This is a genomic window from Paracoccus sp. KR1-242 (assembly GCF_049446195.1).
In the GTDB taxonomy this organism is placed as follows: domain Bacteria; phylum Pseudomonadota; class Alphaproteobacteria; order Rhodobacterales; family Rhodobacteraceae; genus Paracoccus; species Paracoccus broussonetiae.
This window is the reverse complement of sequence record NZ_JBMSED010000010.1, coordinates 146,490-170,187: the sequence shown is the minus strand read 5'-3', so window position 1 is coordinate 170,187 and position 23,698 is coordinate 146,490. Positions and strand designations below refer to the sequence as shown.

General features: G+C 66.5%; 22 protein-coding genes. 14 read left to right on the top strand and 8 right to left on the bottom strand.

Annotation, left to right across the window (positions count from 1 at the left end):
* Nucleotides 1-46 precede the first annotated feature (46 nt).
* Both ACO2Q4_RS16010 and ACO2Q4_RS16005 read right to left on the bottom strand, forming a co-directional pair.
* A complete protein-coding gene (locus ACO2Q4_RS16010; protein WP_395134066.1) occupies nucleotides 47-1,435 on the bottom strand; it encodes an MFS transporter in 1,389 nt (462 codons plus the stop codon).
* A 183-nt stretch (nucleotides 1,436-1,618) separates the two neighbouring features.
* Nucleotides 1,619-3,301, bottom strand: coding sequence for an FAD-dependent oxidoreductase (locus ACO2Q4_RS16005; RefSeq protein ID WP_423320536.1), 1,683 nt, complete (start codon nucleotides 3,299-3,301; stop codon nucleotides 1,619-1,621).
* Between the two features lie 115 nt (nucleotides 3,302-3,416).
* On the opposite strand from ACO2Q4_RS16005, the gene ACO2Q4_RS16000 reads away from it, so the two are divergent.
* Nucleotides 3,417-4,310 (top strand): NAD-dependent epimerase/dehydratase family protein, encoded by an 894-nt coding sequence (locus ACO2Q4_RS16000; RefSeq protein ID WP_423320534.1) that lies wholly within the window; start codon nucleotides 3,417-3,419, stop codon nucleotides 4,308-4,310.
* A gap of 16 nt (nucleotides 4,311-4,326) precedes the next feature.
* Here the strand turns inward: ACO2Q4_RS16000 and ACO2Q4_RS15995 are convergent, their stop codons facing one another.
* The 6 genes from ACO2Q4_RS15995 to ACO2Q4_RS15970 all read right to left on the bottom strand — a co-directional run bounded on the left by ACO2Q4_RS15995 (nucleotide 4,327) and on the right by ACO2Q4_RS15970 (nucleotide 9,901).
* Nucleotides 4,327-5,049 carry an ABC transporter ATP-binding protein gene (locus ACO2Q4_RS15995; RefSeq protein WP_311759692.1) on the bottom strand — a complete coding sequence of 241 codons (723 nt, stop codon included), beginning with the start codon at nucleotides 5,047-5,049 and terminating at the stop codon, nucleotides 4,327-4,329.
* Nucleotide 5,050: 1 nt separating this feature from the next.
* Entirely contained in the window at nucleotides 5,051-5,797 is a 747-nt protein-coding gene (locus ACO2Q4_RS15990; protein ID WP_311759691.1) for an ABC transporter ATP-binding protein, read from the bottom strand.
* Complete coding sequence (locus ACO2Q4_RS15985) at nucleotides 5,794-6,768, bottom strand: branched-chain amino acid ABC transporter permease (RefSeq protein ID WP_311759690.1); 975 nt, start codon at nucleotides 6,766-6,768, stop codon at nucleotides 5,794-5,796. Before ACO2Q4_RS15985 ends, ACO2Q4_RS15990 begins: the two co-directional genes overlap by 4 nt.
* Complete coding sequence (locus ACO2Q4_RS15980) at nucleotides 6,768-7,643, bottom strand: branched-chain amino acid ABC transporter permease (RefSeq protein WP_311759689.1); 876 nt, start codon at nucleotides 7,641-7,643, stop codon at nucleotides 6,768-6,770. Before ACO2Q4_RS15980 ends, ACO2Q4_RS15985 begins: the two co-directional genes overlap by 1 nt.
* Nucleotides 7,644-7,755: 112 nt before the next feature.
* Nucleotides 7,756-8,883, bottom strand: a complete 1,128-nt coding sequence (locus tag ACO2Q4_RS15975) for an ABC transporter substrate-binding protein (RefSeq protein ID WP_423320531.1) — start codon at nucleotides 8,881-8,883, stop codon at nucleotides 7,756-7,758.
* A gap of 199 nt (nucleotides 8,884-9,082) precedes the next feature.
* Nucleotides 9,083-9,901, bottom strand: coding sequence for a shikimate dehydrogenase family protein (locus tag ACO2Q4_RS15970; RefSeq protein WP_423320529.1), 819 nt, complete (start codon nucleotides 9,899-9,901; stop codon nucleotides 9,083-9,085).
* 164 nt (nucleotides 9,902-10,065) lie between these two features.
* On the opposite strand from ACO2Q4_RS15970, the gene ACO2Q4_RS15965 reads away from it, so the two are divergent.
* The 13 genes from ACO2Q4_RS15965 (at nucleotide 10,066) to ACO2Q4_RS15905 (ending at nucleotide 23,694) form a co-directional block, all read left to right on the top strand.
* A complete protein-coding gene (locus ACO2Q4_RS15965) occupies nucleotides 10,066-11,163 on the top strand; it encodes a Gfo/Idh/MocA family protein (protein WP_423320527.1) in 1,098 nt (365 codons plus the stop codon).
* The gene (locus ACO2Q4_RS15960; RefSeq protein WP_311759685.1) at nucleotides 11,160-11,993 is read left to right on the top strand and encodes an IclR family transcriptional regulator; all 834 of its coding nucleotides are present in this window, start codon (nucleotides 11,160-11,162) and stop codon (nucleotides 11,991-11,993) included. The genes ACO2Q4_RS15965 and ACO2Q4_RS15960 overlap by 4 nt, the downstream gene beginning before the upstream one ends.
* 38 nt (nucleotides 11,994-12,031) lie before the next feature.
* On the top strand, nucleotides 12,032-13,765 hold the full coding sequence (locus tag ACO2Q4_RS15955) for an FAD-dependent oxidoreductase (RefSeq protein WP_423320524.1): 1,734 nt from the start codon (nucleotides 12,032-12,034) through the stop codon (nucleotides 13,763-13,765).
* Nucleotides 13,762-14,373: an NIPSNAP family protein gene (locus ACO2Q4_RS15950; RefSeq protein WP_423320522.1), complete on the top strand. Its 612-nt coding sequence runs from the start codon at nucleotides 13,762-13,764 to the stop codon at nucleotides 14,371-14,373. The genes ACO2Q4_RS15955 and ACO2Q4_RS15950 overlap by 4 nt, the downstream gene beginning before the upstream one ends.
* Before the next feature lie 8 nt (nucleotides 14,374-14,381).
* Nucleotides 14,382-15,203, top strand: coding sequence for a sugar phosphate isomerase/epimerase family protein (locus tag ACO2Q4_RS15945; protein ID WP_423320521.1), 822 nt, complete (start codon nucleotides 14,382-14,384; stop codon nucleotides 15,201-15,203).
* Nucleotides 15,204-15,256: 53 nt separating this feature from the next.
* Nucleotides 15,257-16,186 (top strand): LysR family transcriptional regulator, encoded by a 930-nt coding sequence (locus tag ACO2Q4_RS15940; RefSeq protein WP_311759681.1) that lies wholly within the window; start codon nucleotides 15,257-15,259, stop codon nucleotides 16,184-16,186.
* A gap of 156 nt (nucleotides 16,187-16,342) precedes the next feature.
* Entirely contained in the window at nucleotides 16,343-17,962 is a 1,620-nt protein-coding gene (locus ACO2Q4_RS15935) for a Na/Pi cotransporter family protein (RefSeq protein WP_423320518.1), read from the top strand.
* Nucleotides 17,963-18,006: 44 nt separating this feature from the next.
* Entirely contained in the window at nucleotides 18,007-18,432 is a 426-nt protein-coding gene (locus ACO2Q4_RS15930; protein ID WP_423320516.1) for a PPC domain-containing DNA-binding protein, read from the top strand.
* A 151-nt stretch (nucleotides 18,433-18,583) separates the two neighbouring features.
* The gene (locus tag ACO2Q4_RS15925; RefSeq protein WP_423320514.1) at nucleotides 18,584-19,738 is read left to right on the top strand and encodes an acyl-CoA dehydrogenase family protein; all 1,155 of its coding nucleotides are present in this window, start codon (nucleotides 18,584-18,586) and stop codon (nucleotides 19,736-19,738) included.
* A 14-nt stretch (nucleotides 19,739-19,752) separates the two neighbouring features.
* Complete coding sequence (locus tag ACO2Q4_RS15920; protein ID WP_423320512.1) at nucleotides 19,753-20,859, top strand: LLM class flavin-dependent oxidoreductase; 1,107 nt, start codon at nucleotides 19,753-19,755, stop codon at nucleotides 20,857-20,859.
* Between the two features lie 24 nt (nucleotides 20,860-20,883).
* Complete coding sequence (locus ACO2Q4_RS15915) at nucleotides 20,884-21,909, top strand: ABC transporter substrate-binding protein (protein ID WP_395134037.1); 1,026 nt, start codon at nucleotides 20,884-20,886, stop codon at nucleotides 21,907-21,909.
* A gap of 13 nt (nucleotides 21,910-21,922) precedes the next feature.
* Nucleotides 21,923-22,915 (top strand): ABC transporter permease, encoded by a 993-nt coding sequence (locus ACO2Q4_RS15910; RefSeq protein WP_423320510.1) that lies wholly within the window; start codon nucleotides 21,923-21,925, stop codon nucleotides 22,913-22,915.
* Nucleotides 22,909-23,694 carry an ABC transporter ATP-binding protein gene (locus tag ACO2Q4_RS15905; RefSeq protein WP_311759674.1) on the top strand — a complete coding sequence of 262 codons (786 nt, stop codon included), beginning with the start codon at nucleotides 22,909-22,911 and terminating at the stop codon, nucleotides 23,692-23,694. Before ACO2Q4_RS15910 ends, ACO2Q4_RS15905 begins: the two co-directional genes overlap by 7 nt.
* Nucleotides 23,695-23,698: the final 4 nt, after the last annotated feature.

The window sequence follows — 23,698 nt, the reverse complement described above, 5'->3', positions numbered from 1 at the left end:
AAGTTCGCTGCATGGGTGGCCCCGGGCGGGGCCACATGTCCCGGGGTCAGCGGCTGGCCAGAGCCTCGCCGCGCAGGCGGACATATTCGGTTTGGGGCACCGGGATGGCATCGGGGTTGCCCAGATCCTCCATGCGGACGCGATAGGTCTCGCGCGCGGACCAGGCGGCGGCGGCGGCGATCACGGTGATCGCGAAGGCGATCGAGCCCACCACCATCGGCACGTTGGTCGAACCGGGGGGGGCGACGGTGGCGAACAGCGCCGGCAGCAGGGCGGTGATCGTCGTGCCGATATTCTGCGAGATCGCCATCGAGGACACGCGTGTCCGGGTCGGGAACAGTTCGGGATAGAAGCTTGGGAAGATCGCGTTATAGCCCTGATAGACGATGCCCCACATCAGCAGCGACATCAGGATCGCCAGCGGCACCGAATGGATCGAGATCGCGTAAAGATAGCCAAAGGCCAGCAGTCCCGAACCCAGCGCACCGACGATGATCGGGGGGCGGCGGCCGATCTTGTCCGACAGGTTGCCGACAAAGGGGATCACCGCACAGGCCAGGATGTTGCCCATGACCGGGATCCACAGATAGACGTCCTTGTGGAAGCCGATGCCATAGGCCGCCTGCACGGCATAGGCCGCGCCAAAGACAGTGGCGACGACAGGGATCGTGTTCATCAGCGCCATGCAGATCACGCGGATCATGTCGGGCCAGCTGGTGCGGATCGCCTCGACCACGGGCGAGCGCGCGGTCGCCTGCTGGGCTTCTTCCTTCTGGAAGGCCGGGGTTTCGTCGACCTCGCGGCGGATGATCCAGCCGGCGACGATCACGACGAAGCTCAGCAGGAAGGGAATGCGCCAGCCCCAGCTGTTGAAGGCGTCGTCGGGCATGAAATGTGCCAGCGGCAGGAAGACGGCCGCGGCCAGGATCTGGCCCGCCTGCACGCCCTGCAGGGTGAAGCTGGCAAAGAATCCGCGACGTCCGAAGGGCGCATGTTCAAGCACCATTGAACTGGCCCCCGAAATCTCGCCCGCGACGGCGAAGCCCTGGACCAGTCGCAGCACGACCAGCAGGATCGGCGCCAGAATTCCGACCTGGCTGTAGGTCGGCAGCAGGCCGACCAGCAGGGTCGAGATCCCCATCATGAACATGCACAGGATCAGCACGTTCTTGCGCCCATGCGTGTCGCCCCAATGGCCCAGCACGAAGGCGCCGATAGGCCGCGCGACATAGCCCACGCCATAGGTCGCAAGCGAGGCGATGATCGCCACGCGCGGATTTTCGGACGGGAAGAAGATCTGCGGGAACACCAGCGAGGCGGCGGTCGCGTAGATGAAGAAGTCGTAATATTCCAGTGCCGAGCCGATCCAGCCGCTGGCCGCAGCCTTGCTCGACTGGCTCTTGGCCCGCGCGGACACGGGGTTTGAAGCGGTCATGATAACCTCCCAGATTGCGGCGCCGGCTCCTCAGGCGCTGTGGCTGTGACACATCGCAAAGGGCTTTCGTAACGTCAAAGACCGTTTGTCATGCGGCGTTAACACGATGTTATGGACGCGTCCCGCGTGACGTTCGGTCGCGGATCAAGGTGATGGGTCATCCCGTTGATATCGTGGGGGCGCTCAGGCGGCGTCGGCCACCTGCTGCGCGATGCGCCAGCCAAAGACAACCGCGGGTCCGATCGTCGTTCCGGGCCCCGGATAGGTTCCGCGAAAGATCGAGGCGGCGTCGTTTCCACAGGCGTAAAGGCCCTCGATGGGTGCGCCGGCAGTGTTCAGCACACGCGAATCGACGTCGCAATCAAGTCCACCGCTGCCGGCAAGGTCGATCGGCACCACCCGCAGCGCGTAATATGGCGCGGTCCCGATGGGGCCAAGACAGGGGTGCCCGGCGACCTCGGCATCGCCGTTGAAGCGGTTCACGACGGATGAGCCGCGCCCGAAATCGGGGTCGCTGCCCGCTGCAGCATGGGCATTGTTCGCAGCCACGCTGTCGGTCAGTCCCGCGGCATCGACGCCGATGCGGGCGGCCAGTGCAGGGATGCTGTCGGCCCGTTGCAGATAGCCGCGCCGCAGCAGTCTGGACAGGCCGCGCCCACCCGGCAGCACCAGCCCAAGCCCATAGCGGCGGATGAAATGGTCGTCGACGACCAGCCAGGCCTGATCCAGCCCGGCGCGGATCATGCCCATGCAGAAGTCGTGATAGCTGTCGGCTTCGTTGACGAAGCGTCGCCCGTCCGGACCGACCGCGATCAGCCCCGGCTTGGCCCGGTCCAGGATGATATGTGGCCAGACCGCGACCTTGTCGCCGCGCCCGGGCAGCAGCGAGCAGGGCATCCACAGCCCCGCGCTGTCGCAACCATCGCCAAGCGCGGCCCCCGCGCGGTCGATGGCAAGCGAGATGCCGTCGCCGGTATTGCCCTCGGGCGATTGCGAGCGCGGCGCGATCTGGGCGGGGAACAGCTTGCGGCGCAGTTCGGTGTTCCAGCCGATGCCGCCGGTCGCCAGCACGACCCCGCGCGCGCGCACCCGGCGGTCGCCCTTGGGCGTGCGGATGACCGCGCCGACGACGCGTTCGCCGTCGCGGATAAAATCGGCCAGCGCGCTTTCAAACCAGATCGGCACCTTGCGCTGGCGGAGGCTGAACAACAGCCGCCCGACCAGCGCATTGCCCATCAGCAGTCGTGTGCCGCGCGGATGGCGCAGGCGGTCGCGGCCATAACGCAGGACATTGCGTGCCGCGACGCGGAAATTTCCAACGTTGGCAAACGGGTTCAGCATTGCCGCGATCTCGTTGCGGGCAACCATCATGCCGCCCAGCCCCATGAAGACGTCACGAGGAGGACGTACCCGATCGAAATCCGGACCAAGCAGCCTGCCGTCGAATTCGACCGGCGCCAGCGCCCGTCCTCCATAGGCCGCGCCCGGCCCGTCCAGATAGTCGGGATGGGCGGTGGCCGCGACAAAGCGCAGTTCTGAATTCCGTTCGAGATCGGCGATCGCCTCCGGTCCCGAGGCCAGGAATGCCGCGCGCCTGTCATCTCCACCGCGATTGCCGACAACATGGCGCAGGAAGGTCGCGGCATCCTCGACGCTGTCGGGAACGCCGGCGCGCCGCGACAGTTCGGTCCCCGGCACCCACGTCGTGCCGCCCGAGGTCGAGGTGGTGCCCCCGACCATCGACGTCTTTTCGCACAGCAGCACCTTCAGCCCACGGATGGCACCGGTTAGCGCCGTCGTCATGCCGCCTGCGCCTGCGCCGATGACCAGCAGGTCAACCTCTTCATCGAATGTCCCGGTGTCCATCGCGTGTCTCCCCTTCGCCATGCGCAGGAAGAAATTGCCACGGCAGGCACAAAAATGGAAGTGATTTTTAGAATTGAATATGATTCCATTTAGGCGAGTCGCAGGAGGAGACAGGATGACGAATGGACGCGAAGCGCGGCGGGTTCTGCTGATCGGGGGAACTGGCTTCATCGGGCAAAGGGTGGCCGCGACGCTGCTGCAGCAAGGGATCGTGCCCCGGCTTTTCGATCTGGAAGGGGCGATCCGGCGCATGGACCCGCTGCCGGGTTGCGAGACGGTCGTGGGCGATGTGACCGACGCGACGTCGCTTGACGCAGCGGGGCAGGGGTGTTCGGGCATCGTCCATCTGGCCGGGCTGATGACGGTCGATTGCGCCCGCGACCCGGCGCTGGCGGTGCGGGTGAACGTGCTTGGCTCGACCCTGGTGTTCGAATTGGCGCGGCGGATCGGGGCGCCGGTTGCCTATCTCAGCAGCGCTGCGGTCTTTGGACCGGAAAGTGCCGCGACCCCGCACCCGATGTCGCTGTACGGCGTCACCAAGCTTGCGGTGGAGGGCGTGGCACGGGTCTGGGCCACGGATCACGGCGTCCCCAGCCTCGGCCTCAGGCCCTACATCGTCTATGGTCCGGGGATCAGCAGCGGCATCGCGGCGGGCCCGTCGATCGCACTTGCGGCCTCGGTCCGGCGTGAGGCGGCGCAGATCCGCTTTTCGGGCCGGGTCGGCTTTGTCCATGTCGATGACGTGGCCCGCCTGCTGGCCGCCGCGATGACGCAGCCGATGCAGGGGGCAAGCGTCCTGACCATGGCGGGCGACACGCGCGAGATGACCGAGTTCACTGCCGAGCTTGCCCGGCAAAGCGGTTGGGATGGCATCGGGATCGAGGGTGTGCCCCTGCGCATCCCGGCCGACCTTTCCTCGGACCCGGTGCCCGCCGGACTGGGCGACCATCCGGTCACGCGGATCGAGGAGGGGATTGCCCGGACGCTGGCCGAACTGTGCGGGGCCTGAGGCCCCGCACGCTGTCTCAGGCGGCATCCTCGATATGTCCGCCCAGGAAAAGTTGGCCGACGCGCGGATCGGCCAGCAGCTTGTCGGCACGGTCGAACATCCGCGTCTGGCCCAGTTCCAGCACCAGCCCGTAATCGGACATGGCTAGTGCGGCCTTGGCGTTCTGCTCCACCATCAGGATCGTGACACCCTGATCGCGCAACCGGATCAGGGTCTGGAACACTTCCTGCACGAGATTCGGGGACAGCCCGATCGAGGGTTCGTCGATCAGGATCAGCTTCGGGTCCAGCAGCAAGGCGCGGGCGATTTCCAGCTGCTTCTGCTGGCCCCCCGACAACTCGATCGCCTTCTGGTCGCGGCGCTCGCGCAGCATGGGAAACTGGTCCATGACCTGCTCGATCCGTTGTCGCACCTTGCCCTGATCCTTGGCGGTAATGCCCCCCAGTTCGAGGTTATGGAACACCGACAGTTGCGGCACGACGTTGCGCCCCTGCGGGACATAGGTGACGCCGCGGGCGATCATTTCGGCCGGGCGCTTGCGGGTCACGTCCTCTCCCTCCAGCAGGACCTGGCCGGAATGGATGTTCAGAAGCCCGAAAATGGCCTTGAACACCGTGGACTTGCCCGCGCCATTCGGCCCGATCACCGTGGTGATCGAGGCTTTCGGAATGGTGAACGAAGTGCCGTTCAGGATGGTGATGCGGCCATAGCCGCCGGTGACGTCCCTGACTTCCAGCATGTCAGCCCCCCAGATAGGCGTCGATGACCGTCTGGTTCGCCCGGATTTCGTCCGGCGAGCCTTCGGCGATGATCTCGCCCTGCGCCAGCACGATGATGCGTGTGCAAAGCGACATGACGAATTCCATGTTGTGCTCGATCACGACGAAGGTGGTGCCGTGCTCGCGGTTATAGGTCAGCAGACGTTCCTTGAGATGGGCCAGCATGGTCAGGTTCACGCCCCCCGCCGGTTCGTCCAGCAACACGATCCCCGGCCCCGCCATGAAGGCCATCGCGGCATCGACCAGCTTCTGCTGGCCATAGGACAGCGACCCCGCCTGCGTGTCGCGATAAGGTGTCAGGTGGAAGAACTCGATCAGCTGCTCGGCCTTGCCGGTCAGCCCGGCATCGGGCTTGCCGAACAAGCGCGACAGCATCGAACCTTCGTGCTCCTGCCCAGCAAGGATGACGTTGTCGAGCACGCTCATCTTCGGGAAGACCGAAAGCTGCTGGAAGGTCCGGCCGACTCCCATCAGCGACAGATCCGCCGGTCTGACGCCGTCGGTCGGGCGGCCCAGGATCTCGCAATGGCCGGCACTTGGCCGCAACTGGCCCAGGATGCAGTTGAACAACGTCGACTTGCCTGAACCGTTCGGCCCGATCAGGCCCAGGATCTCGCCTTTCTGGACATCGAAGCTGACGCCGTTCACCGCCTTGATCCCGCCGAAATGCTTCGAGATGTTGCGGACGGAAAGGATGGGTGCGTTCACAGCTGGAACCCCTTCTTCATGTCGGCGCGCTGCTCCTGCTTCGGACGGAACTGGTTCCAGATCCTTTGTCCAAGTCCGATCAGCCCGTTGGGCGAGAATACCATCAGCAGGATCACCAGCGTCGAATAGATGATCAGGTAGTAGCCCTCGGTGAAGCGCAGCAGCTCGGGCAGCAGGATGACCACGGCAGCGCCCAGCATCGGGCCGAAGAAGAAGCCAGCGCCCCCGACCACCACCATCAGAAGCAGTTTCAGCGAGTGGAACAGCGCGAAACTGCCCGGCTCGATGAACTGCACCAGCGGCGTTTGCAGCGCGCCCGCCAGCCCTCCGAAGGCCGATCCGATGGCAAAGGCCAGAAGTGTCTGGCGGCGGATCTTCAGCCCCAGAGATTCCGCGCGGATCGGGTTCTCCCGCAGTGCCTTGAAGGCCCGGCCCCAGGGCGAATGCAGGATCCACCACATCACGAATGCCGCGATGACGAAGCAGGCCAGCGTGAAGTAATAGAAGTTCAAATTGCTGTCCGTGGCTATGCCCAGCACGCTGGGCCGCGGCATCCCGACCAGCCCGAACGAGCCGCCGGTGATTTCCTCCTCGTTGCGCAGGACGAGGAACAGCAGGATGTTGAAAGCCAGCGTCACGAAGGCCAGGAAATGGTGCTGGACGCGTAGCGCCGGCCAGCCCAGCAACAGCCCCACCGCGAAGCATGAGGTGATGGATACGGCGACGGCGGCTATCCAGGGCAGGCCCGCCAGCGTCATAAGCGCCGTGACATAGGCACCGATCCCCATGAAGCCGGCCTGCGCCATGCTGACCTGTCCGGCATAGCCCAGCGTCAGGTTCAGCCCCATCGCCGAGATCGAGAACAGAAGCCACGATGTCAGCGTATAGATGATGTAATTCCCCTGCCCGAGCGGGGCCAGCACAAGGGCGACGACGCCAAGTGCGATCAGGATCAGTCGGGTCCGGGTCATCATACCGCGCGTCCTTCCTTGGTGCCCAACAGCCCTTGCGGGCGAAGCAGGATGATGGCGATCAGCAGGATCAGCGGCATCGCCTGCCGGTATTCGGCCGAGACATAGACCGCGGACAGGTTGTCGATCACCCCGATCAGCAGCCCGCCGACCAGCGCGCCCCTGATCTGGTTGAAGCCGCCGACGATGGCCGCGATGAAGGCGACCAGGCCCAGCGTTTCGCCATTGGAGAACTTGGCGAGGTAGACGGGCGAGATCAGCACCGAGGCGATGGTTGCCAGCGCCGCGTTGATCAGGAAGGTGTAAAGCACCATGCGCTTCACATCGACGCCCAGGATTTCGGCTACGGCCGGGTTCTGCGCGCTGGCCTGCATGCAGCGGCCGGTGCGGGTGCGGTTCAGGAACAGTTGCAGTCCGCCGATCGCCAGCATCGAGACAAGCAGGTTGCAGATGTCCTGCACCGAGACGCTGGCGCCCGCGACATTATAGACCGTCTGCGGAAAGATCGCCGGAAAGGGCTGGGCGGTCGCGCCATAGAATTCCTTGACGCTTTCCTTCATCAGAAGGCCAAGGGCGATGGTGGCGATGACCAGCGGCAATGTGCCATGAGGCAGCATCGGTTCGACCACCAGTTTCTTGAAGGCGACGCCCAGGATCAGCAGCGACAGGATCAGCGCAAAGCCGATCGCGGGCCACATCGGCAGCCCCATCCCCATGCCGATCAGCACGAAGAAGGCGGGCAGCATGACGAATTCGCCCTGCGCAAAGTTGATGGTCTGCGACGCCTGCCACAGCAGGGTAAACCCCACCGCGGCAAGTGCATAGATGGAGCCGGCGGCAAGGCCGGAAATCAGGATCTGGATAAGCTCGGCCATGTGAACCCCGAGTCAGGTTGCGACAAACCGGGCCAGGCCGGCGAAGTCGGCGCCAGCCTGCCCTTGGCAGCGATGCCGCGCCCGGTCAGGGCGCGGCCTTTGCGGGATCGGATCAGTTCGGCGGCAGGATCGCCTTGACGACCTGCTTGCCGTCCTTGACCTCGACGAAGAAGCTTTCGCGCGACATCTCGCCCGTGTCGTCCCAGCTGACATCCATCAGCACGCCGGGGCAGTTGGCGGCCTTCAACGTCAGCCCATGCATCTTGTCGGCGATGGCCTGGCTGTCGGCCTTGCCGACCAGTTCGGTCACGCACTTGATCGTATAGGCCGCAGTATAGCCTTTGATGGCGTTGTGGTCGGGCGTGTAATTGTACTTCGCCTTGAATTTCTCGACCATCTCGGTCATCGCCGGAATATCGGCGTCGGGGGTCAGGCCGACATGGCCCATCGCGCCATTGGCGGCATCCCCGGCCAACTCGATCACCTTATGGCCGATCAGCGTGGTTTCACCGACCAGCGGTTGGGTCACGCCCTGTTTGCGCGCCTCGCGCAGAAAGCGGGCGCTTTCCTCTTCGGTCAGATAAACGAAGACGGCATCGGCCTCGACGCCCTTCAGCTTGACCACGTCGGCCGAGAAATCGTTCTGCGCCTGCTCGGTCGGGATGTCGGCCACGATCTCGAAACCGTAGTTTTTGGCCTCCTTCTCGAACGAGCTGTGCCCGCCCTTGCCGAATTCGGTATTGGCCCAGACCACGGCGACCTTTTTCACGCCCATCTCGTCGGCCATGTATTTCGCCATCTTCGGCACGCCCTTTTGCGATCCGAAGGCGGTGCGGAAAATATAGGGGTTGTTCATCGAGGTGATCGAGGGTGCCTCGGACCCAGTGAATTGCGGGATGCCCGCCTGTTTCGCGACCAGCATGTTGACCACGGTCGAGGACGAGAAGACGGTCCCCGTCAGCGCCACGACGCCATCGTCGATCGCCTTCTGGACCATGGCGCGGCTGACCTGCGGGTCGGTCTGGCTGTCATATTCCCCAAGTGCGACCTGTTCGCCGAGGACACCGCCGGCGGCGTTGATTTCCTCGAATCCCATCTTCACGCCATCGCGGAAGTTGGTGCCGGCGGCGGCACCCGGACCGGAAAGCTCGGCGATCGAGCCGATCTTGATCTCGGCCAGCGCAGGCAGTGCGGACAGGGCCAGCGCGGTCGCGGCCGTTCCGATCAATGTTCTGAACATTCGTTGTCTCCTCCCAAGGATCCGGGTTCTTTTGGCCAGGGCTGCGGCACCCGGTCGCCGCGTCCTGGACGGGATGCGCCAGGGCGGTCCCGATTCTGTTCAAAGATGCGGCAAGCCTCTCCCGTGACCTGCCGCGTCCAGTCTGCACAGGCGCCCAAGGGCTGGCGAGTGCCGTTAATTCATGCCCTGTAACCTTATGTTAATCTAGCGCGATCTTGCGGCTTCCCATCAGCAGTTCGGCCAGCAGCACGGCCTGCGCCTCGAACATGGCCGAGCCGGGCATGGTGGCGCAGCCGCGCGCCCGCGCCTGAGCGATCAGAGGCGGAATCGCCGGTCGCGTCACGACGTCGGAAACGAATTGGTCGGGGGTCAGAAGTTCCGTGCGCACCGGCAGGGGATCGCCCTCGCGCATTCCCAGAGGAGTCGCATTTGCCACCAGCGCAAAGCCGCGGGGATCGGTGTCGCTGATGCGGACCCGGCCGGGAAACGCGGCGTCCAACCGCGCGACAAGGGCGTCGCGTCGCGCCGTGTCGATGTCGTGCAGGGCAAGTTCCGACGCGCCGCGGGCCAGAATCTCATAGGCGATGGCCGCACCGGCGCCCCCGGTCCCGACCAGCAGCGCCGGCTTGCCCGAGACATCGAAACCCTCGGCCCTGACGCCGTCCATATGGCCCTGTCCGTCGGTCGCGTCACCGATCCAGTCGCCCTGATGGTCGCGGATCATGATGTTGACCGCCTCTGCGGCCCGCGCCCGCGCCGTGACCCTGGCGCAGAAATCAAGGCACGGTCCCTTGTGCGGCACGGTGACGACGATGCCGGGGCAGTTCCTGACCTTGCCCGCCTGTTCCAGCCAGTCGGGCAGGTCGGCGGGCAGGACATGCATCGGGACGACCATGCCGTTATAGCCGCGCTCGGCCATGATCTGGCTGAGCGAGGTTGGCGATTTCACCTGGCCGATCGGGTGTCCGATGATGGGGAAGATCGCGGTTTCGCCGTCGATCCGCAGCAGTTGTGACATCTTGCCTCCTCGCAGTTCCGTCCCGAAGCCCACCGCGATTCCGGCATGGGATTCGCTTGTCCTGTCAGCGAGATTAGCAAATGTGGAATGACATTCAATAATAAAATTGACTTCTGAAATTTGATCTGACTTTATGCGGAAAAGCGGACGGAAAGGGCGGTCGCATGTCGAAGCGCATAGCAGTGGCAGTCATCGGGGCGGGGGCCATCGGTCGCACCCATGTCGATACGCTGGCCCGGATGTCCGGCCCGCACCTTGCCGCGCTGGTCGATCCGGCCGAAGGCGGTCGGGCGCTGGCCGCTGCCGCCGGCGTGCCCTGCCTGCCCGATGTCGCGGCGCTGATCGATTCCGGGCTGGCGCAGGCCGCCATCGTGGCCACGCCGAACGAAACGCATCTGCCGATCTCGGAAGCGCTGCTGCACGCCGGAATCCCTGTACTGCTGGAGAAGCCGGTGGCGGAAAGCCTTGAATCGGCGCGCCGCCTGATCGCCGTCGCCGACGTAACGGGGGTGCCGCTGCTGGTCGGGCACCATCGCCGCCACAACCCGATCATCCGCGCCGCGCATCAGGCGATCCACGCCGGCGCGATCGGTGATCTGGTGATGGCGACGGTCAATTCGTCCCTGGCGAAGCCGCCTGAATATTTCCAGGCGCCATGGCGCCGGACAAAGGGCGCGGGCGGACCGCTGCTGATCAACCTGGTTCATGAAATAGACTTGCTGCGTCACTTCTTTGGCGAGATCGCCAGCGTGCAGGCCATGGCGAGTCACCATCGCCGCGGCTTTCCGGTCGAGGATACGGCCGCCGTCTGCCTGCAATTCGCAGGCGGCGGGCTGGCCACGCTGTGTATTTCGGATGCCGCAGTCGGGCCGTGGGCCTGGGATCTTTCGGCGGGCGAGAACATGGCCCGTTTCCCTGCCCATCCGGTCAGCGCGCATCATTACGCGGGCAGCCGTGCCGGCCTGTCGATGCCGGATCTGGTCTTGTGGCAGCCGCAGGGCGCGCCCGACTGGACACGCGAATTGCAGCCCAGGCGGCTCGACTGCATTCCCGCCGATCCGTATGAGCTTCAGCTTGAGCATTTCGCCGGGCTGATCAGGAATGGAGGCGCGCCCTTGGTTTCCGCCCGCGACGCGACCGCGAACCTTGTCGTTCTGGACGCGATCCGCTCGGCCGCCGAAACCGGAAGGGCGGTCGCGGTTGACCTTTCCCCGTTGGCCTGTGAGTCTGAAACCGGTTTCAACATCGGAAGCGGATCATGAGCAGCGTTCTGGAAAAATCCCTCGCCATCGTCGAGCTTCTGGTCGATCACCCCATGGGCCTGCCGGTGACGGCGATCGCTGCCGCGACCGAACAACCCGCCAGCGGCGTGCATCGCACGCTGCAGGAACTGGCGCGGCTGGGCTATGTCCGGCAGGTGCAGGCTCAGGGTGACTACGCGCTGACGATCAAGCTGCCGGCGATGGGGCTGGGCTTCATGGGCCGCGCCGGGATCACCGATGTCGCGCAGCCCGTCATGGACCAGCTTGCCGCCGACAGCGGAGAGCTGATCCGCCTGTCCGTGATCGATGGCGACCGGTTGATCTGGGTCGCGGTGGCGCAGGGCGCGACACGGGGCCTGCGCTATGATCCGGGTCAGGAGCAGGGCGTGGTCGTCCACCTGGCCAGCTCGGCCGGGGGCAAGGCGTGGCTGGCCAGCATGACCGATGACGAGGCGCTGAACCGCGTCGGCGCGCAGGGGCTGTTGCGTCAGGCCGAGGGGCAGGGACCCTCTGCCCCGACCAGCATCACGCTGCTGCTTCAGCAGTTGGCCGAGGCGCGGGCGCGCGGCTATGCCACTGCTGTCGACAGCTATATCGCGGGTATGGCCGCGATGGCCGTCCCGGTGCGCTATCACGGCAGCGGGCCGGTGCTGGGATGCCTTTCGATCGCCGGACCAGCGGTGCGGATGACAGATGGCCGCATGGCCGAGCTTGCGCCGCGGCTGCAGGCGGCGGCGGACGAACTGGGCGGCGCGGCCGCCGGAACCAAGTATTTTCGGGCCAATGTGCGGGCGCTGGACGATGACCCGCAGGGCCGCAGAAGCGCTTAGGCGCAGGCCCGCGCCGGCGGGCTGACTGGCAGGAGAGAATGGAAGCTTCACCCGAACGCGCCTTGGCGTGCGATGTTCTTGTTGTCGGATCGGGGGCCGCGGGCCTTGCGGCGGCGGTGACGGCCGCGCATTTCGGGCTGCGCGTCGTCGTGGCCGAAAAGGAGCCAGTCTTTGGCGGCACCTCGGCCTGGTCCGGGGGGTGGCTGTGGATACCCCGCAACCCGCTGGCCCGCGCTGCGGGCATCGTTGAGCCGCCCGAGGCGCCGCGCACCTATCTGCGCAGCGAGTTGGGCAACCGCGCCAGCGACCCCAGGCTTGCCGCCTTTCTGGAGAACGGCCCCGAGATGGTGTCGTTCTTCGCCGAACATACGGCGATGCGCTGGATCGACGGCAATGCGGTCCCCGACTTCCACGAGACCGAGGGCGCGGCGCGGGGCGGGCGCTCGGTGTCCGCGCTGCCCTATGACGGGCGTGGGCTGGGCGGCTGGGCCGCAAAGCTGCGCCCGCCGCTGGACGTGGTCAGCCTGTGGGGCATGGGCATCGCGGGCGGCGCAGACATGCGCCATTTCTTCGACGCGACGCGCAAGCCGCGCTCGGCGCTATACGCCGCGCGCCGGATCGGGCGGCATCTGCGCGACCTTCTGCTGCATCGCCGGGGCACGCAGTTGGTGAACGGCAACGCGCTGGTGGCGCGGCTGATGCGCTCGGCGCTGGACGAGGGCGTGACGCTGCTCGACAGCGCGCCCGTGACCCAGCTTCTGCGCGACGATGGGCGGGTCAGCGGCGCGCGGCTGGCGACGCCGGACGGGCCGCTGGTGGTGACCGCTGCGCGGGGCGTCGTGCTGGCGACCGGCGGATTTCCCCATGATCCGGCACGACTGGACGCACTGGCCCCGCAGGCAGGTGGCGGGGCCGGGCATTTCTCGGCCGCGCCGCGTGCGAATACCGGAGACGGGATGCGGCTGGCCGAGGCGGTGGGGGCCGAGGTTGACGGCACCCTGGCATCGAACGTGGCGCTGGCCCCGGTTTCGCTGGTGCCGCGGGCCGATGGTTCGGTCGCGCATTTCCCGCATCTGATCGAACGCGCAAAGCCCGGCATCATCGCGGTGACGCCCGACGGGCGGCGCTTCGTCAGCGAGGCCGACAGCTATCACGACTTCATGGCCGCGCTGATCGCGGCGACGCCGCAGGGCAAGGCGCCCGAATGCTGGCTGGTCGCAGACCACCGGGCGCAGCGCCGCTGGGGGTTGGGCTGGTCGAAGCCCTTTCCGTTTCCGTTGGGGGGTGCGATCCGCTCGGGCTATCTCAAGCGGGGCCGGACGCTGGACGAATTGGCGGCAGCCTGCGGGATTCCGGCCGCAGCACTCGCCGAAAGCGTGGCACGCTTCAACAGCCATGCCGCGCGGGGCGAGGATCCCGAGTTTCACCGCGGCGAAAGTGCCTATAACCGCGTGCAGGGCGATGCCCGGAATGGGCCGAACCCCTCACTGGCGCCGCTGGAGACCGGCCCCTTCTACGCGGTCAGGATCGTGCCCGGATCGCTGGGCACCTTCGCCGGGCTGCGGACCGATGCGCGCGCGCGCGTCGTGGACCGGCAAAGCCACCCGGTTCCGGGGCTTTTCGCGGTCGGGAACGACATGGCCTCGGTCATGGGCGGACATTACCCGTCGGGCGGCATCACGCTGGGGCCCGGCATGACATTCGGATATATCGCCGGCCGCGTGCTGGCCGGGCAACCCGTTACCGGGCTTTCACAGGAGGAAACGCCATGAGCTATTACGAACTCGCCACGCTCGACACCGTGATTTTCGGGGGCGGCAAGGCCGCGCCGGGGATCGAGGCATGGGTCAACGCCGGGCAGGGGCGGCTTTGCGGCGCATGGGGCACCGATATCGGCACGCTGAACCGCGTGTTCGTCCTGCGCGCCTTCGACGATCTGGCCCAGCTTTACGCGGAACGCGAACGCGCGCTGCGTTCCGACAATCCCTTCGGCTGCGCCGACCTGCTGGTGAACCTGTCGATGGAAAGCTATCGCGCCCTTGATTTCCTGCCGCCAGTCCAGCCCGGCAGCTTCGGACCCATCTATGAATTTCGCACCTACAAGACGAAGTTGAACGGCATCCTGCCCACCATGGAGAAATGGCGCGAGGCGGTTCCCCCGCGCGAGGCTTATTCGAAGCTGACTGTCGCCATGTACGGCCTGGACGGTGCACCGCGCCTGACCCAGATCTGGCCCTATGAAAGCCTTGCCGCGCGCAGCGAGGCGCGGGCGAAATCCGTGGCCGATGGCAAATGGCCGCCGAAGGGTGGTCCCGACTGGCTTTCCCCAGACATGACCAGCCAGATCGCCATGCCGCTTCCGTTCTCGCCGTTGAAGTGAGCGGCATGATGACGCATCCGCTTTCGCTGGCCTTCCTGACCATCTTCGATGCCGATCCCGTTTCGGCCGTCCGCATCGCCGCCGCCACGGGCTATCAGATGGTCGGGCTGCGCATCCTGCCCGCGGCACCGGGGACCGAGTCGGATTACCCGCTGCTGGACGATGACCGCGTGCTGGCCGAGGTCCGCGCGGCGCTGGCCGATACCGGCGTCAAGGTTGGCGATGTCGAGATTGTTCGCCTGAAGCCCCAGAACGACTGGGATCTGCTCGCCCGCTTCTGCGCCCGTTGCGAGGCGCTGGATGCGCGCCACATCCTTGTCGCGGGCGACGATGCGGATACCGGGCGCCTGACGGAAAGCTTTGCCCGGTTTTGCGACATTGCCCGCCCGCATGGCCTGACCGCCGACCTGGAGTTCATGCCCTGGACCGCGGTTCCGGATCTGGCCGCGGCGCAGACGATTGTTCAGGCCGCGGGCCGTTCAAACGGCGGCGTGCTGGTCGATGCGCTGCATTTCGACCGCTCGGGTTCGACGCTGGAACAGGTGGCGGCACTTCCCGCCCAGATGATGCATTACGTCCAGCTTTGCGACGGGGCGGTGCCATTCGAACGCGACGATGCGTCGCTGATCCGCGTCGCGCGGGGCGAAAGGCTGTTTCCGGGGCAGGGCGGCATCGATCTGGTCGGGCTGGTCCGCGCGGTGCCGCCGGGCGTCACGATCAGCGTCGAGGTTCCCCATCGCCCGCTTGCGGAAAAGCTGGACGCCACCGGCCGGGCTGCAATGGCCCATGCCGCGACGATGGCGATCCTGCGGGCGGCGGGGCGGGCGTGACGCCTTGAAAATCCGGTGGGAAATCGACGCCGGTTCCGGCTAGGATCGGCGCCATGAAGGAACTGACTCTCCGCCAGGTCGAAGTAATCCGCGCCGTGATGATGGCGGGGACGATTCAGGGCGCGGCCAAGTTGCTGAACGTCTCGGCCCCCGGCATTTCCCGGTTGGTGAAGCATACCGAGGAATCGCTGGGCATCCGGCTGTTCGAACGCAAGGCGGGGCTGTTCGTCCCCTCCAGCGAGGCCTCGGCCATCTTCGAGATGGTCCATCAGGTCCACCGCCAGATGGAAAACCTGAACACCGCCGTCGCCTCGCTTCGCAAGGGGCAGGACGTGCGACTGTCCTTTGCCTCGGCCCCCTCGATTGCGCAGTTCATCGCGGCGCGCGCGATCCGGGGAATCCGGGCACGCTTTCCCGATATCTTCATCGACCTGAACATCCTGAAGATCGAGGAGACCTCGGATTACCTGCTGCTGGAGCGGGGCGAATTCGTTTTGATGAGCTCCCCCATCGAGAACTCGGCGCTGGAAAGCCTGCCGCTGGTGCATGGCCGGTTGGTGGTGATCGTCCCCGAGGATCACCCGCTTGCGGCCAAGCCGGTGATCTCGGTCCACGATCTTGCGCAAGAGGATTTCGTCGGCGTCGATCCGTCGGACCCCTATGGCGAGGTGCTGGCCCGTCCCTTCCGCGAAGCCGGCATCGAGCCGCGCTTTTCCATGCGAGGCCGGTTCGCGCAGACCGTAGTCAGTCTTGTGCGCCATGGGCTGGGGGTGGCGATCATCGACGAGTTCTCGGTGGCCGAGGTCTATATGCCCGGCGTCGCACGGCGCCCGCTGGCCGAAAAGGCCGGCATCACCGCCTGGGTCGTGACCAAAAGGGACCGGCAGCTGTCCAGCTTTGCCGAATATGCGATCGGGCGTTTCCGGCGCGAACTGGCCGCTGCCGTCACCCGCGAAAGCTGGGATCCTCAGCCCCGCCCTTGACCCCGTCCGCCCGCGCCGGGAAACGTGAGCCGCTGTTGCCTGAATATCCCGTTTGCGTGCGATCTGCCCCCGTTGGCCCGGAATTCCTTGGCATTCCAGGACCGGCATGGTCCCCTTGACCCCAAGGCGGCAGGAGGGGCCAAGATGTCATCGGTGATGACAATCCTTCAGCTGGGCGGGGCGGTGGCATTGCTGCTGTTCGGCTTGGGCCAGACCCGGGACGGCATGACCGAGGCTTTCGGCATCCGGCTGCGTATGGCGCTTGGCGTCGGCACGCGCACCGGGCCGGGGGCGTTTCTGTCGGGACTGGTGACGACGCTGGGGCTGCAATCCTCGACCGCGACCGCGCTGCTGGCCGCGTCCTTTGCCGAACGCGGGATGATCCGCGGCCGCATGGCGCAGATCATCCTTCTGGGGGCGAACCTTGGCACTGCCATGACCGCATGGCTATTGTCATGGGGCGGCGTCGGGGCGCTGGCCCCGGTTCTGCTGCTGGTGGGCTATGTGCTTGGGCGGCGTCGCGGGGCGGTCCAGACCGGGATCGGCCGCGCGCTGATCGGCCTCGGCCTGATGCTGGTATCGCTTGAGCTTCTGGACACAGCCGTCGCCCCCCTGCGGGATTCGGCGCAGCTTGCCGCGTTCCTGCCGATGCTGGACGCGGCATGGCCTGTCGCGCTGCTGATGGCGGCGGGGGTCGCATTCCTGTGCTCGTCGTCGCTGGCCGCGGTGCTGCTGGTCGCGCAGCTTTCACTGCCGCCGGGGCTGGCGGTGGTAATGGTTCTGGGCGCGAACCTGGGTGGCGCGGTGATCCCGGTGCTGCTGACGGCCGGTCTTGGCGCCGCGGCGCGTCGGCTGACGATCGGCAACCTGGCGATCCGATTGGTCGGCTGTCTTCTGGCGTTGCCCTTGGCGGCGATGATCGCTGCCCTGCTTCAGATCTTGCCGCTGCCCGCAAGCGGGTTGGCGGTCAAGGCGCATCTGGTCTTCAACCTGGCGCTGGCGTTCGGGATCTGGCCCTTTGTCGGCCTGATCTCGCGCCTTCTGGAGCGCTGGGTCGAGGATGAGGAGCAGGATCCCCAGCTTGGCCCGCGCTGGCTGGAGGAAGACGCCCTGCAGACCCCGATCCTGGCGCTGGCGGGCGCCAGCCGCGAAGTGCTGGCCGTCGGCGACACGATCGAGCGGATGTTGAACCAGACGCGGCTGGCCTTCCAGCAGAACGACCCCGCGCCGCTGGCCGAGGTGGCCGAGCTGGAAAACCGCGTCGACCGGCGCCAGCAGGAGATCAAGACCTATTTGTCGCGACTGGGCAGCCAGGCGACCGAGGATGAGCGTCGCCGCGCGATCACCATCCTGGACTACGTCATCAACCTGGAACATGTCGGCGACATCATCGACAAGGGGCTTGCCCCCGAGGTGCGCAAGAAGGTCGGGCTGGGCCTGCGCTTCTCGACCGAGGGGTATCAGGAACTTGACCGCATGTTCGTCATGACGCAGGAAAACCTGCGCATGGCGCAGACCGTCTTCATGACCCGCGACCGCGAAACCGCGCGCCGGCTGGTCGAGCTGAAGGTCGAGATCCGCAATGTCGAACGCCAGTCCGCACAGCGCCACCTGTTCCGCCTGCGCGAAGGACTGGCCGCCAGCCGCGAGACGTCGTCGCTGCATCTCGACATCCTGCGCGACCTGAAGCGGATCAATGCGCATGTCGCCTCGGTCGCGCATCCGATCCTGGACGAAGACGGGCTGCTTGTCGAAAGCCGGCTGCGCGGCAGCTAACCCCCCGCCACGGGAAAAGGCCCACCACGGAAAAAGGAACGTCGATGGACCCGCATCCTCAGTCGACAGGCGTGTTCATGGCCCTGCGGCTGAAGCCGGGCGATGATCCCGTGGCCGCGCTGCGCCTGGCCTTTGACGGTGCGGGTGTCCGGGCGATGGCAATCGTGACCTGCGCGGGCAGCCTGACCCGCGCCGTCCTGCGCCACGCGAACCGCGATGCCGCGACCGTCCATGACGGGCATTTCGAGATCACCTCGATGGTGGGCACCATCGACCCGCAACGGCATCACCTACACCTGTCCATCGCGGATGGAGTGGGACAGACCTTCGGCGGCCACCTGCTGCCCGGGTCGGTCGTCTATACCACGGCCGAAATCGTGGTTCTGCTGCTGCCCGAACTGGCCTTTTCCCGCGAGCCTTGCGCACTTTCGGGCTATGACGAGCTGGTGATCCGCCCTCTGCGCACCTGAACGCGCGGCGTGGCAGGGGCATGGCGGGCCTGCGGCACCACCCCGGATCAGCAATTCCTTCCCTTTCCCGGACCGGCTTTGGAATGGAGCCGTGGCTTAAATACGACTACGTTAATCGTGTTTGCAAAAGCCATCCGGGGATCCTGCCGAGATGCTCATCACATCCGTCAATGCCGAACCAGCCGAAATCGAGATTGCCCGGGGGCTGGGCAATGCCTTTGCCGCCACCGCCGCCGAGGACGACCTGGGCGCCCGCTTTCCGACCCGCCATGTGACGGCCTTGCGCCGGGCCGGGCTGTTGGCGCTGACCGCGCCCGAACGCTTTGGCGGGCAGGGGGCGGGGCTGGCGCTGGCGGCACAGGTGATCCGCCAGATCGGTCGGGGCGACCCGGCGGTCGCGCTGGTGCTGGTGATGCAATACGCCCATCTCGCTACCCTGCATCGTGGCCGCTGGCCCGAAGCGCTGGTCGCGCGCGTCGTCCACGCGGCGGCGACCGAAGGCGCGCTGATCAACGCGCTGCGGGTGGAACCGGCCCTTGGCACGCCGATGCGCGGCGGCCTGCCCGAGACGGTGGCGCGGCGCAGCGGCGACGGCTGGCTGCTCTCGGGCTGCAAGATCTATTCGACCGGCAGCGAGGGGCTGCGCTGGGGTGTCGTCTGGGCCCGCACCGACGAGGATGAGCCGCGTGTGGGCCAGTTTCTCGTGCCCATGCAGGCCGAAGGCGTGAGTATCATCCCGACCTGGGATACGCTGGGCCTGCGCGCCTCATCCAGCCATGATGTCGAGTTTCACGACGTTCACCTGCCCGCCGACCATGCCGCGGACCTGCGCCGCCCCTCGGAGTGGGCGATCCGCGGTGACGAGGCCGCGGCCTGGGCCAGTCTGCTGATCGCAGCGCTCTACACCGGCGTGGCCGAGGCCGGGCGGGACTGGATCGTCTCCTTCCTGAAATCCCGCGTGCCCGCCAACCTTGGGAAGCCATTGGCGGAACTGCCGCGGATGCAGGAGGCGGTCGGCGCGATCGAGACGCGCATCGCCGTGAACCTGCGCCTGATCGGGTCGGCCGCGACGGAAACCGATGCCGGGCAGCCGCCCTCGGCGCGGGAAACCGGCATCATCAAGCATGTCGCCACCGAAAACGCCATCGCGGCACTAGAAGGCGCGCTGAAGCTGGCGGGCAACCACGGCATCAGCCGCCGCAACCCGCTGGAACGTCATTACCGCGACGCCCTGTGCGGCCGCATCCACAGCCCGCAAGAGGACAGCGTCCTTCTGGCAGCGGGCCGCGCCACTTTGGGCCTCTGACAAGGGAGAAAGACATGACTGTCGAATTCATCGGCTTCATCGGCAACCACAACGCGTCCGAGACCATCGCCCGGCAGGGGCCCGTCATCGACCGCGAATTCATCCGCGCCTCGGCCGCGATCCACGAGGCGGGCGGCTTTGACCGCGTGCTTCTGGCCTTTCACTCGGCGACGCCCGACAGCCTGTTCGTGGGCCAGTATGTCGCCAGCGTCACCCGGCGGCTGAAGCTGATGCTGGCCCATCGCCCCGGCTTCACTGCGCCGACGCTGGCCGCGCGGCAATTGGCGACGCTGGACCATCTGACCGACGGCCGCGTCGCCGTCCATGTCATCACCGGCGGCAATGACCGCGAGCTTGAGCAGGATGGCGACTGGCTGACCAAGGACGAACGCTATGCCCGCACGCGCGAATATCTGGAGATCGTCCGGCGCGAATGGACCAGTGCAGAGCCTTTTGACTATGCCGGCACCTATTACCGGGTGAAGGGCGGCTTCTCGGACGTGAAGCCGCAGGGGCCCGAAGGTGTCCCGGTCTATTTCGGCGGCTCCTCTCCGGCCGCGATCGAAGTCGCGGGGCAGCATGCAGATGTCTATGCCCTGTGGGGTGAAACCTATGAACAGGTGGCCGAGACCGTCGCGACCGTGCGCGCGGCCGCCGCGCGTCATGGCCGCACACCCCGCTTCTCGCTGTCTTTGCGCCCGATCTTGGCCGAAACCGAAGAGGCCGCGTGGGACAAGGCCGCCCGCATCCTGGAACGGGCGCGCGCGCTGCGCGCAGCGGGCGGGGGCCAGCGGCTGGTCAACACGCTGGATCCGGGTCAGCCCCAGAACGAAGGCTCGCGCCGGCTGCTGGCCGCCGCGTCCCAGGGTTCGCGGCTGGATAAGCGGCTGTGGACCGAGATCGCGGCGCTGACCGGGGCGAACGGCAATTCGACCTCGCTGGTCGGCACGCCGGATCAGGTGGCCGAGGCAATGCTTGATTACTATCGGCTGGGGATCTCGACCTTCCTGATCCGTGGCTTCGACCCGCTGAACGACGCCCTGCGCTATGGGCGGGATCTGATCCCGCGCGTGCGCGCCCTTGTCGCGGACAAAGCCGTCCGCAGCCATGCCGCCGAATAGGCCCGAGATCCGAAGGGGATAACCATGACCCAATCCAACACCAACCGCCGGGGCCTGCTGCGATCGGGACTTGGCGTCGCATTGGCCGCGCCCTTTCTGGGGCTGGGCGTCGGTTCGCTGGCCCGCGCGCAGGCGGCAGGGGGGCTGAAACCGCTGAAATTCGCCTCGAACGCCTCGGCCATCTGCCTCGCGCCGGTCTTTGTCGCCAAGGATCACGGTATCTTCGAAAAGCACGGGCTGGATGTCGAGATCGTCAATTTCGGCGCTTCGACCGAGGCGCTGCTGGAGGCGATCGCGACCGGCAAGGCCGATGGCGGCATCGGCATGGCCCTACGCTGGCTGAAGGCGCTGGAACAGGGCTTTGACGTCAAGATCACGGCGGGCACGCATGGCGGCTGCTCGCGGCTTGTCGCGCTGAAATCGACCGGCATCACCGAGTTGTCGCAGCTGAAGGGTAAGACCATCGGCGTCACCGACCTTGCGGCACCGGGGAAGAACTTCTTCTCGATCCTGCTGCATCAGGCCGGGATCGACCCGGAAACCGATGTGAAGTGGCGCGCCTTTTCCACCGATGTGCTGGAGATCGCCGCCGAGCGGGGCGAGATCGACGCCATCGCGGATGGCGACCCCCGCGCCTTCTTCTGGCTTCGGGATACGCCGGACAAATATGTGCAGGTTGCCTCGAACCTGGATCACGGGTTCGAAAACCGCGTCTGCTGCATCGCGGGTCTCAGCGGCAGCCTGATCCGCAACGACCCCGCGACCGCGACCGCGCTGACCCGCGCGCTTCTGGAAGCGCAGGACTGGACGGTTGCCCGCCCCGAGGATGCGGCCAAGGCCTTCCTGCCGCAGGCCCCCAAGAACCGCTCGGTCGAGGATCTGATCGCGGTCCTGAACGACCAGACCCACAATCACACGCCGACCGGCGCGGACCTGAAGACCGAGATCGCGCAGTACGCCTCGGAACTTCGCGAGATCAACATTTTCCGCCGTTCGACCGACCCGCAGCAATTTGCCGAACGCGTCTATGCCGACGTGCTGAGCGCCTGACCGGGAGGCCATGATGACGACAATCGACATCGAGGCCGAGATCCGCGCCGAGCCTTCGCCGGGGGCGGCGCACCGCGCCACCCTGTTGGCCTCGCTGGGCTGGGTCGCGGCAGTGGGCGTCTTGCTGTTCTGGCCGGACCTGACCTTTCAGCCGCTGGTGCGCGAACTCGCGCTGTGCTGGAGCGTGGTTGCCGCCGCCCTCGTCCTTCTGGGGCTGGGCAGTCGGCGGCTGGGTCGGGTCGGGCGCTGGACAGCGGCCCGCGCGCCCTGGCTGCTGGCGCTTGGCATCGGCGCGGCGATCTGGACAGGGCTGACCGCCAAGACCGGCCTTCTCCCGCAGCCTTTCTTCCCGACGCCGCAGGCCATGCTTGAAGTGTTCCTGTATGACTGGCCGAAGATCCTTTACAGCGCGTCATTCTCGGTCTGGCTGCTGGCGCGGGGATTCTTTTTCGGCGCGGTGGCGGGTTTCCTGATCGGGATCGGCATGGGTTGGTCGCGGGCCTTCAGCTATTGGGCGACGCCACTGCTGCGCTATGTCGGGCCATTGCCCGCGACCGCCTGGCTGCCGCTGGCTTTCTTCATCTTTCCGACCTCCGGCTCGGCCAGCGTCTTTCTGATTGCCTTTTCCACGGCCTTTCCGGTCGCGGTCCTGACCTGGTCGGGCATCGCCTCGGTCAACCGCGACTATTACGAGATCGCGCGGACACTGGGCGCATCGCCCCTGTTCCTCATCACCCGCGTCGCGATCCCGGCAGCGCTGCCGCATGTCTTCGTGGGCCTGTTCATGGGTCTGTCCACATCCTTCGCGGTGCTGGTCGTGGCCGAGATGCTGGGGGTCGAGGCCGGGCTTGGCTGGTATCTGCAATGGGCGCAGGGCTGGGCCGCCTATGCCAACATGTATGCCGCCTTGTTCGTGATGGCCGCGATGTGTTCCGGCCTCATCACGCTTCTTTTCCGCATCCGTGACCGGGTGCTGGTCTGGCAGAAGGGAGTCGTCCGATGGTAATCGCATCCCCAAGGATCGCGCCTGCGGGCAGCGACATCAGCATCCGCGCGGTATCGCACCGCTTCGATCTGGAAGGCGCGCCGCTGCCGGTGCTGGATGATGTCTCGCTGGAGATCCGGCCCGGCTCCTTCGTGGCACTGCTTGGCCCCTCGGGGTGCGGCAAGTCCACGCTGCTGCGGCTGGTCGCGGGGCTGGATCATCCGAGCGCGGGCGAGATCACCGTGGACGGGGACCGGGTGGCCGATCCCGATCCTTCACGCATCCTGGTCTTTCAGGACCCGACACTGTTTCCCTGGCGCACGGTGCGCGCCAATGTCGCGCTGGGACTGGAGGCGCAGGGCACCCTGAAAAGCGAAGGGGGCCGCGTCGATGACGCCATCCGGCTTGTGGGCCTTGACGGTTTTGACCGTGCCTATCCGCACCAGTTGTCGGGCGGCATGGCGCAGCGGGTGGCCTTGGCGCGCGCGCTGGTCAATCGCCCGGATGTGCTGCTGCTGGACGAACCGCTGGGCAAGCTGGACAGCCTGACGCGGCTGGCCATGCAGACCGAGCTGGTGCGGCTGTGGCAGCAAAGCGGGCTGACCGCTGTGCTGGTGACCCATGATGTCGAAGAGGCGTTGTTTCTGGCGCAGCGGGTCATCGTCCTGGGGCCGCGCCCGGCGCGGATCGTGGCGGACCTAAGCGTCGACCTGCCCTATCCGCGCCATCGCGGCGACCCCCGCCTGACCGAGCTTCGGCGTCAGGCGCTGCGTCATCTGGGACTTGAGGCAAGCTGGTGAACCA

Excerpts from the sequence above, each read along its gene's own strand:
- ACO2Q4_RS15935 (WP_423320518.1), top strand. The coding sequence starts at position 16,343 with ATGACAATCCTTCAGCTGGGCGGGGCGGTGGCATTGCTGCTGTTCGGC.
- ACO2Q4_RS15950 (WP_423320522.1), top strand. The coding sequence starts at position 13,762 with ATGAGCTATTACGAACTCGCCACGCTCGACACCGTGATTTTCGGGGGC.
- ACO2Q4_RS15925 (WP_423320514.1), top strand. The coding sequence starts at position 18,584 with ATGCTCATCACATCCGTCAATGCCGAACCAGCCGAAATCGAGATTGCC.
- ACO2Q4_RS16000 (WP_423320534.1), top strand. The coding sequence starts at position 3,417 with ATGACGAATGGACGCGAAGCGCGGCGGGTTCTGCTGATCGGGGGAACT.
- ACO2Q4_RS15940 (WP_311759681.1), top strand. The coding sequence starts at position 15,257 with ATGAAGGAACTGACTCTCCGCCAGGTCGAAGTAATCCGCGCCGTGATG.
- ACO2Q4_RS15985 (WP_311759690.1), bottom strand. The coding sequence starts at position 6,768 with ATGACCCGGACCCGACTGATCCTGATCGCACTTGGCGTCGTCGCCCTT.
- ACO2Q4_RS15960 (WP_311759685.1), top strand. The coding sequence starts at position 11,160 with ATGAGCAGCGTTCTGGAAAAATCCCTCGCCATCGTCGAGCTTCTGGTC.
- ACO2Q4_RS15980 (WP_311759689.1), bottom strand. The coding sequence starts at position 7,643 with ATGGCCGAGCTTATCCAGATCCTGATTTCCGGCCTTGCCGCCGGCTCC.
- ACO2Q4_RS15975 (WP_423320531.1), bottom strand. The coding sequence starts at position 8,883 with ATGTTCAGAACATTGATCGGAACGGCCGCGACCGCGCTGGCCCTGTCC.
- ACO2Q4_RS16010 (WP_395134066.1), bottom strand. The coding sequence starts at position 1,435 with ATGACCGCTTCAAACCCCGTGTCCGCGCGGGCCAAGAGCCAGTCGAGC.
- ACO2Q4_RS16005 (WP_423320536.1), bottom strand. The coding sequence starts at position 3,301 with ATGGACACCGGGACATTCGATGAAGAGGTTGACCTGCTGGTCATCGGC.
- ACO2Q4_RS15915 (WP_395134037.1), top strand. The coding sequence starts at position 20,884 with ATGACCCAATCCAACACCAACCGCCGGGGCCTGCTGCGATCGGGACTT.
- ACO2Q4_RS15930 (WP_423320516.1), top strand. The coding sequence starts at position 18,007 with ATGGACCCGCATCCTCAGTCGACAGGCGTGTTCATGGCCCTGCGGCTG.
- ACO2Q4_RS15945 (WP_423320521.1), top strand. The coding sequence starts at position 14,382 with ATGACGCATCCGCTTTCGCTGGCCTTCCTGACCATCTTCGATGCCGAT.
- ACO2Q4_RS15920 (WP_423320512.1), top strand. The coding sequence starts at position 19,753 with ATGACTGTCGAATTCATCGGCTTCATCGGCAACCACAACGCGTCCGAG.
- ACO2Q4_RS15955 (WP_423320524.1), top strand. The coding sequence starts at position 12,032 with ATGGAAGCTTCACCCGAACGCGCCTTGGCGTGCGATGTTCTTGTTGTC.
- ACO2Q4_RS15965 (WP_423320527.1), top strand. The coding sequence starts at position 10,066 with ATGTCGAAGCGCATAGCAGTGGCAGTCATCGGGGCGGGGGCCATCGGT.
- ACO2Q4_RS15905 (WP_311759674.1), top strand. The coding sequence starts at position 22,909 with ATGGTAATCGCATCCCCAAGGATCGCGCCTGCGGGCAGCGACATCAGC.
- ACO2Q4_RS15910 (WP_423320510.1), top strand. The coding sequence starts at position 21,923 with ATGACGACAATCGACATCGAGGCCGAGATCCGCGCCGAGCCTTCGCCG.
- ACO2Q4_RS15995 (WP_311759692.1), bottom strand. The coding sequence starts at position 5,049 with ATGCTGGAAGTCAGGGACGTCACCGGCGGCTATGGCCGCATCACCATC.
- ACO2Q4_RS15970 (WP_423320529.1), bottom strand. The coding sequence starts at position 9,901 with ATGTCACAACTGCTGCGGATCGACGGCGAAACCGCGATCTTCCCCATC.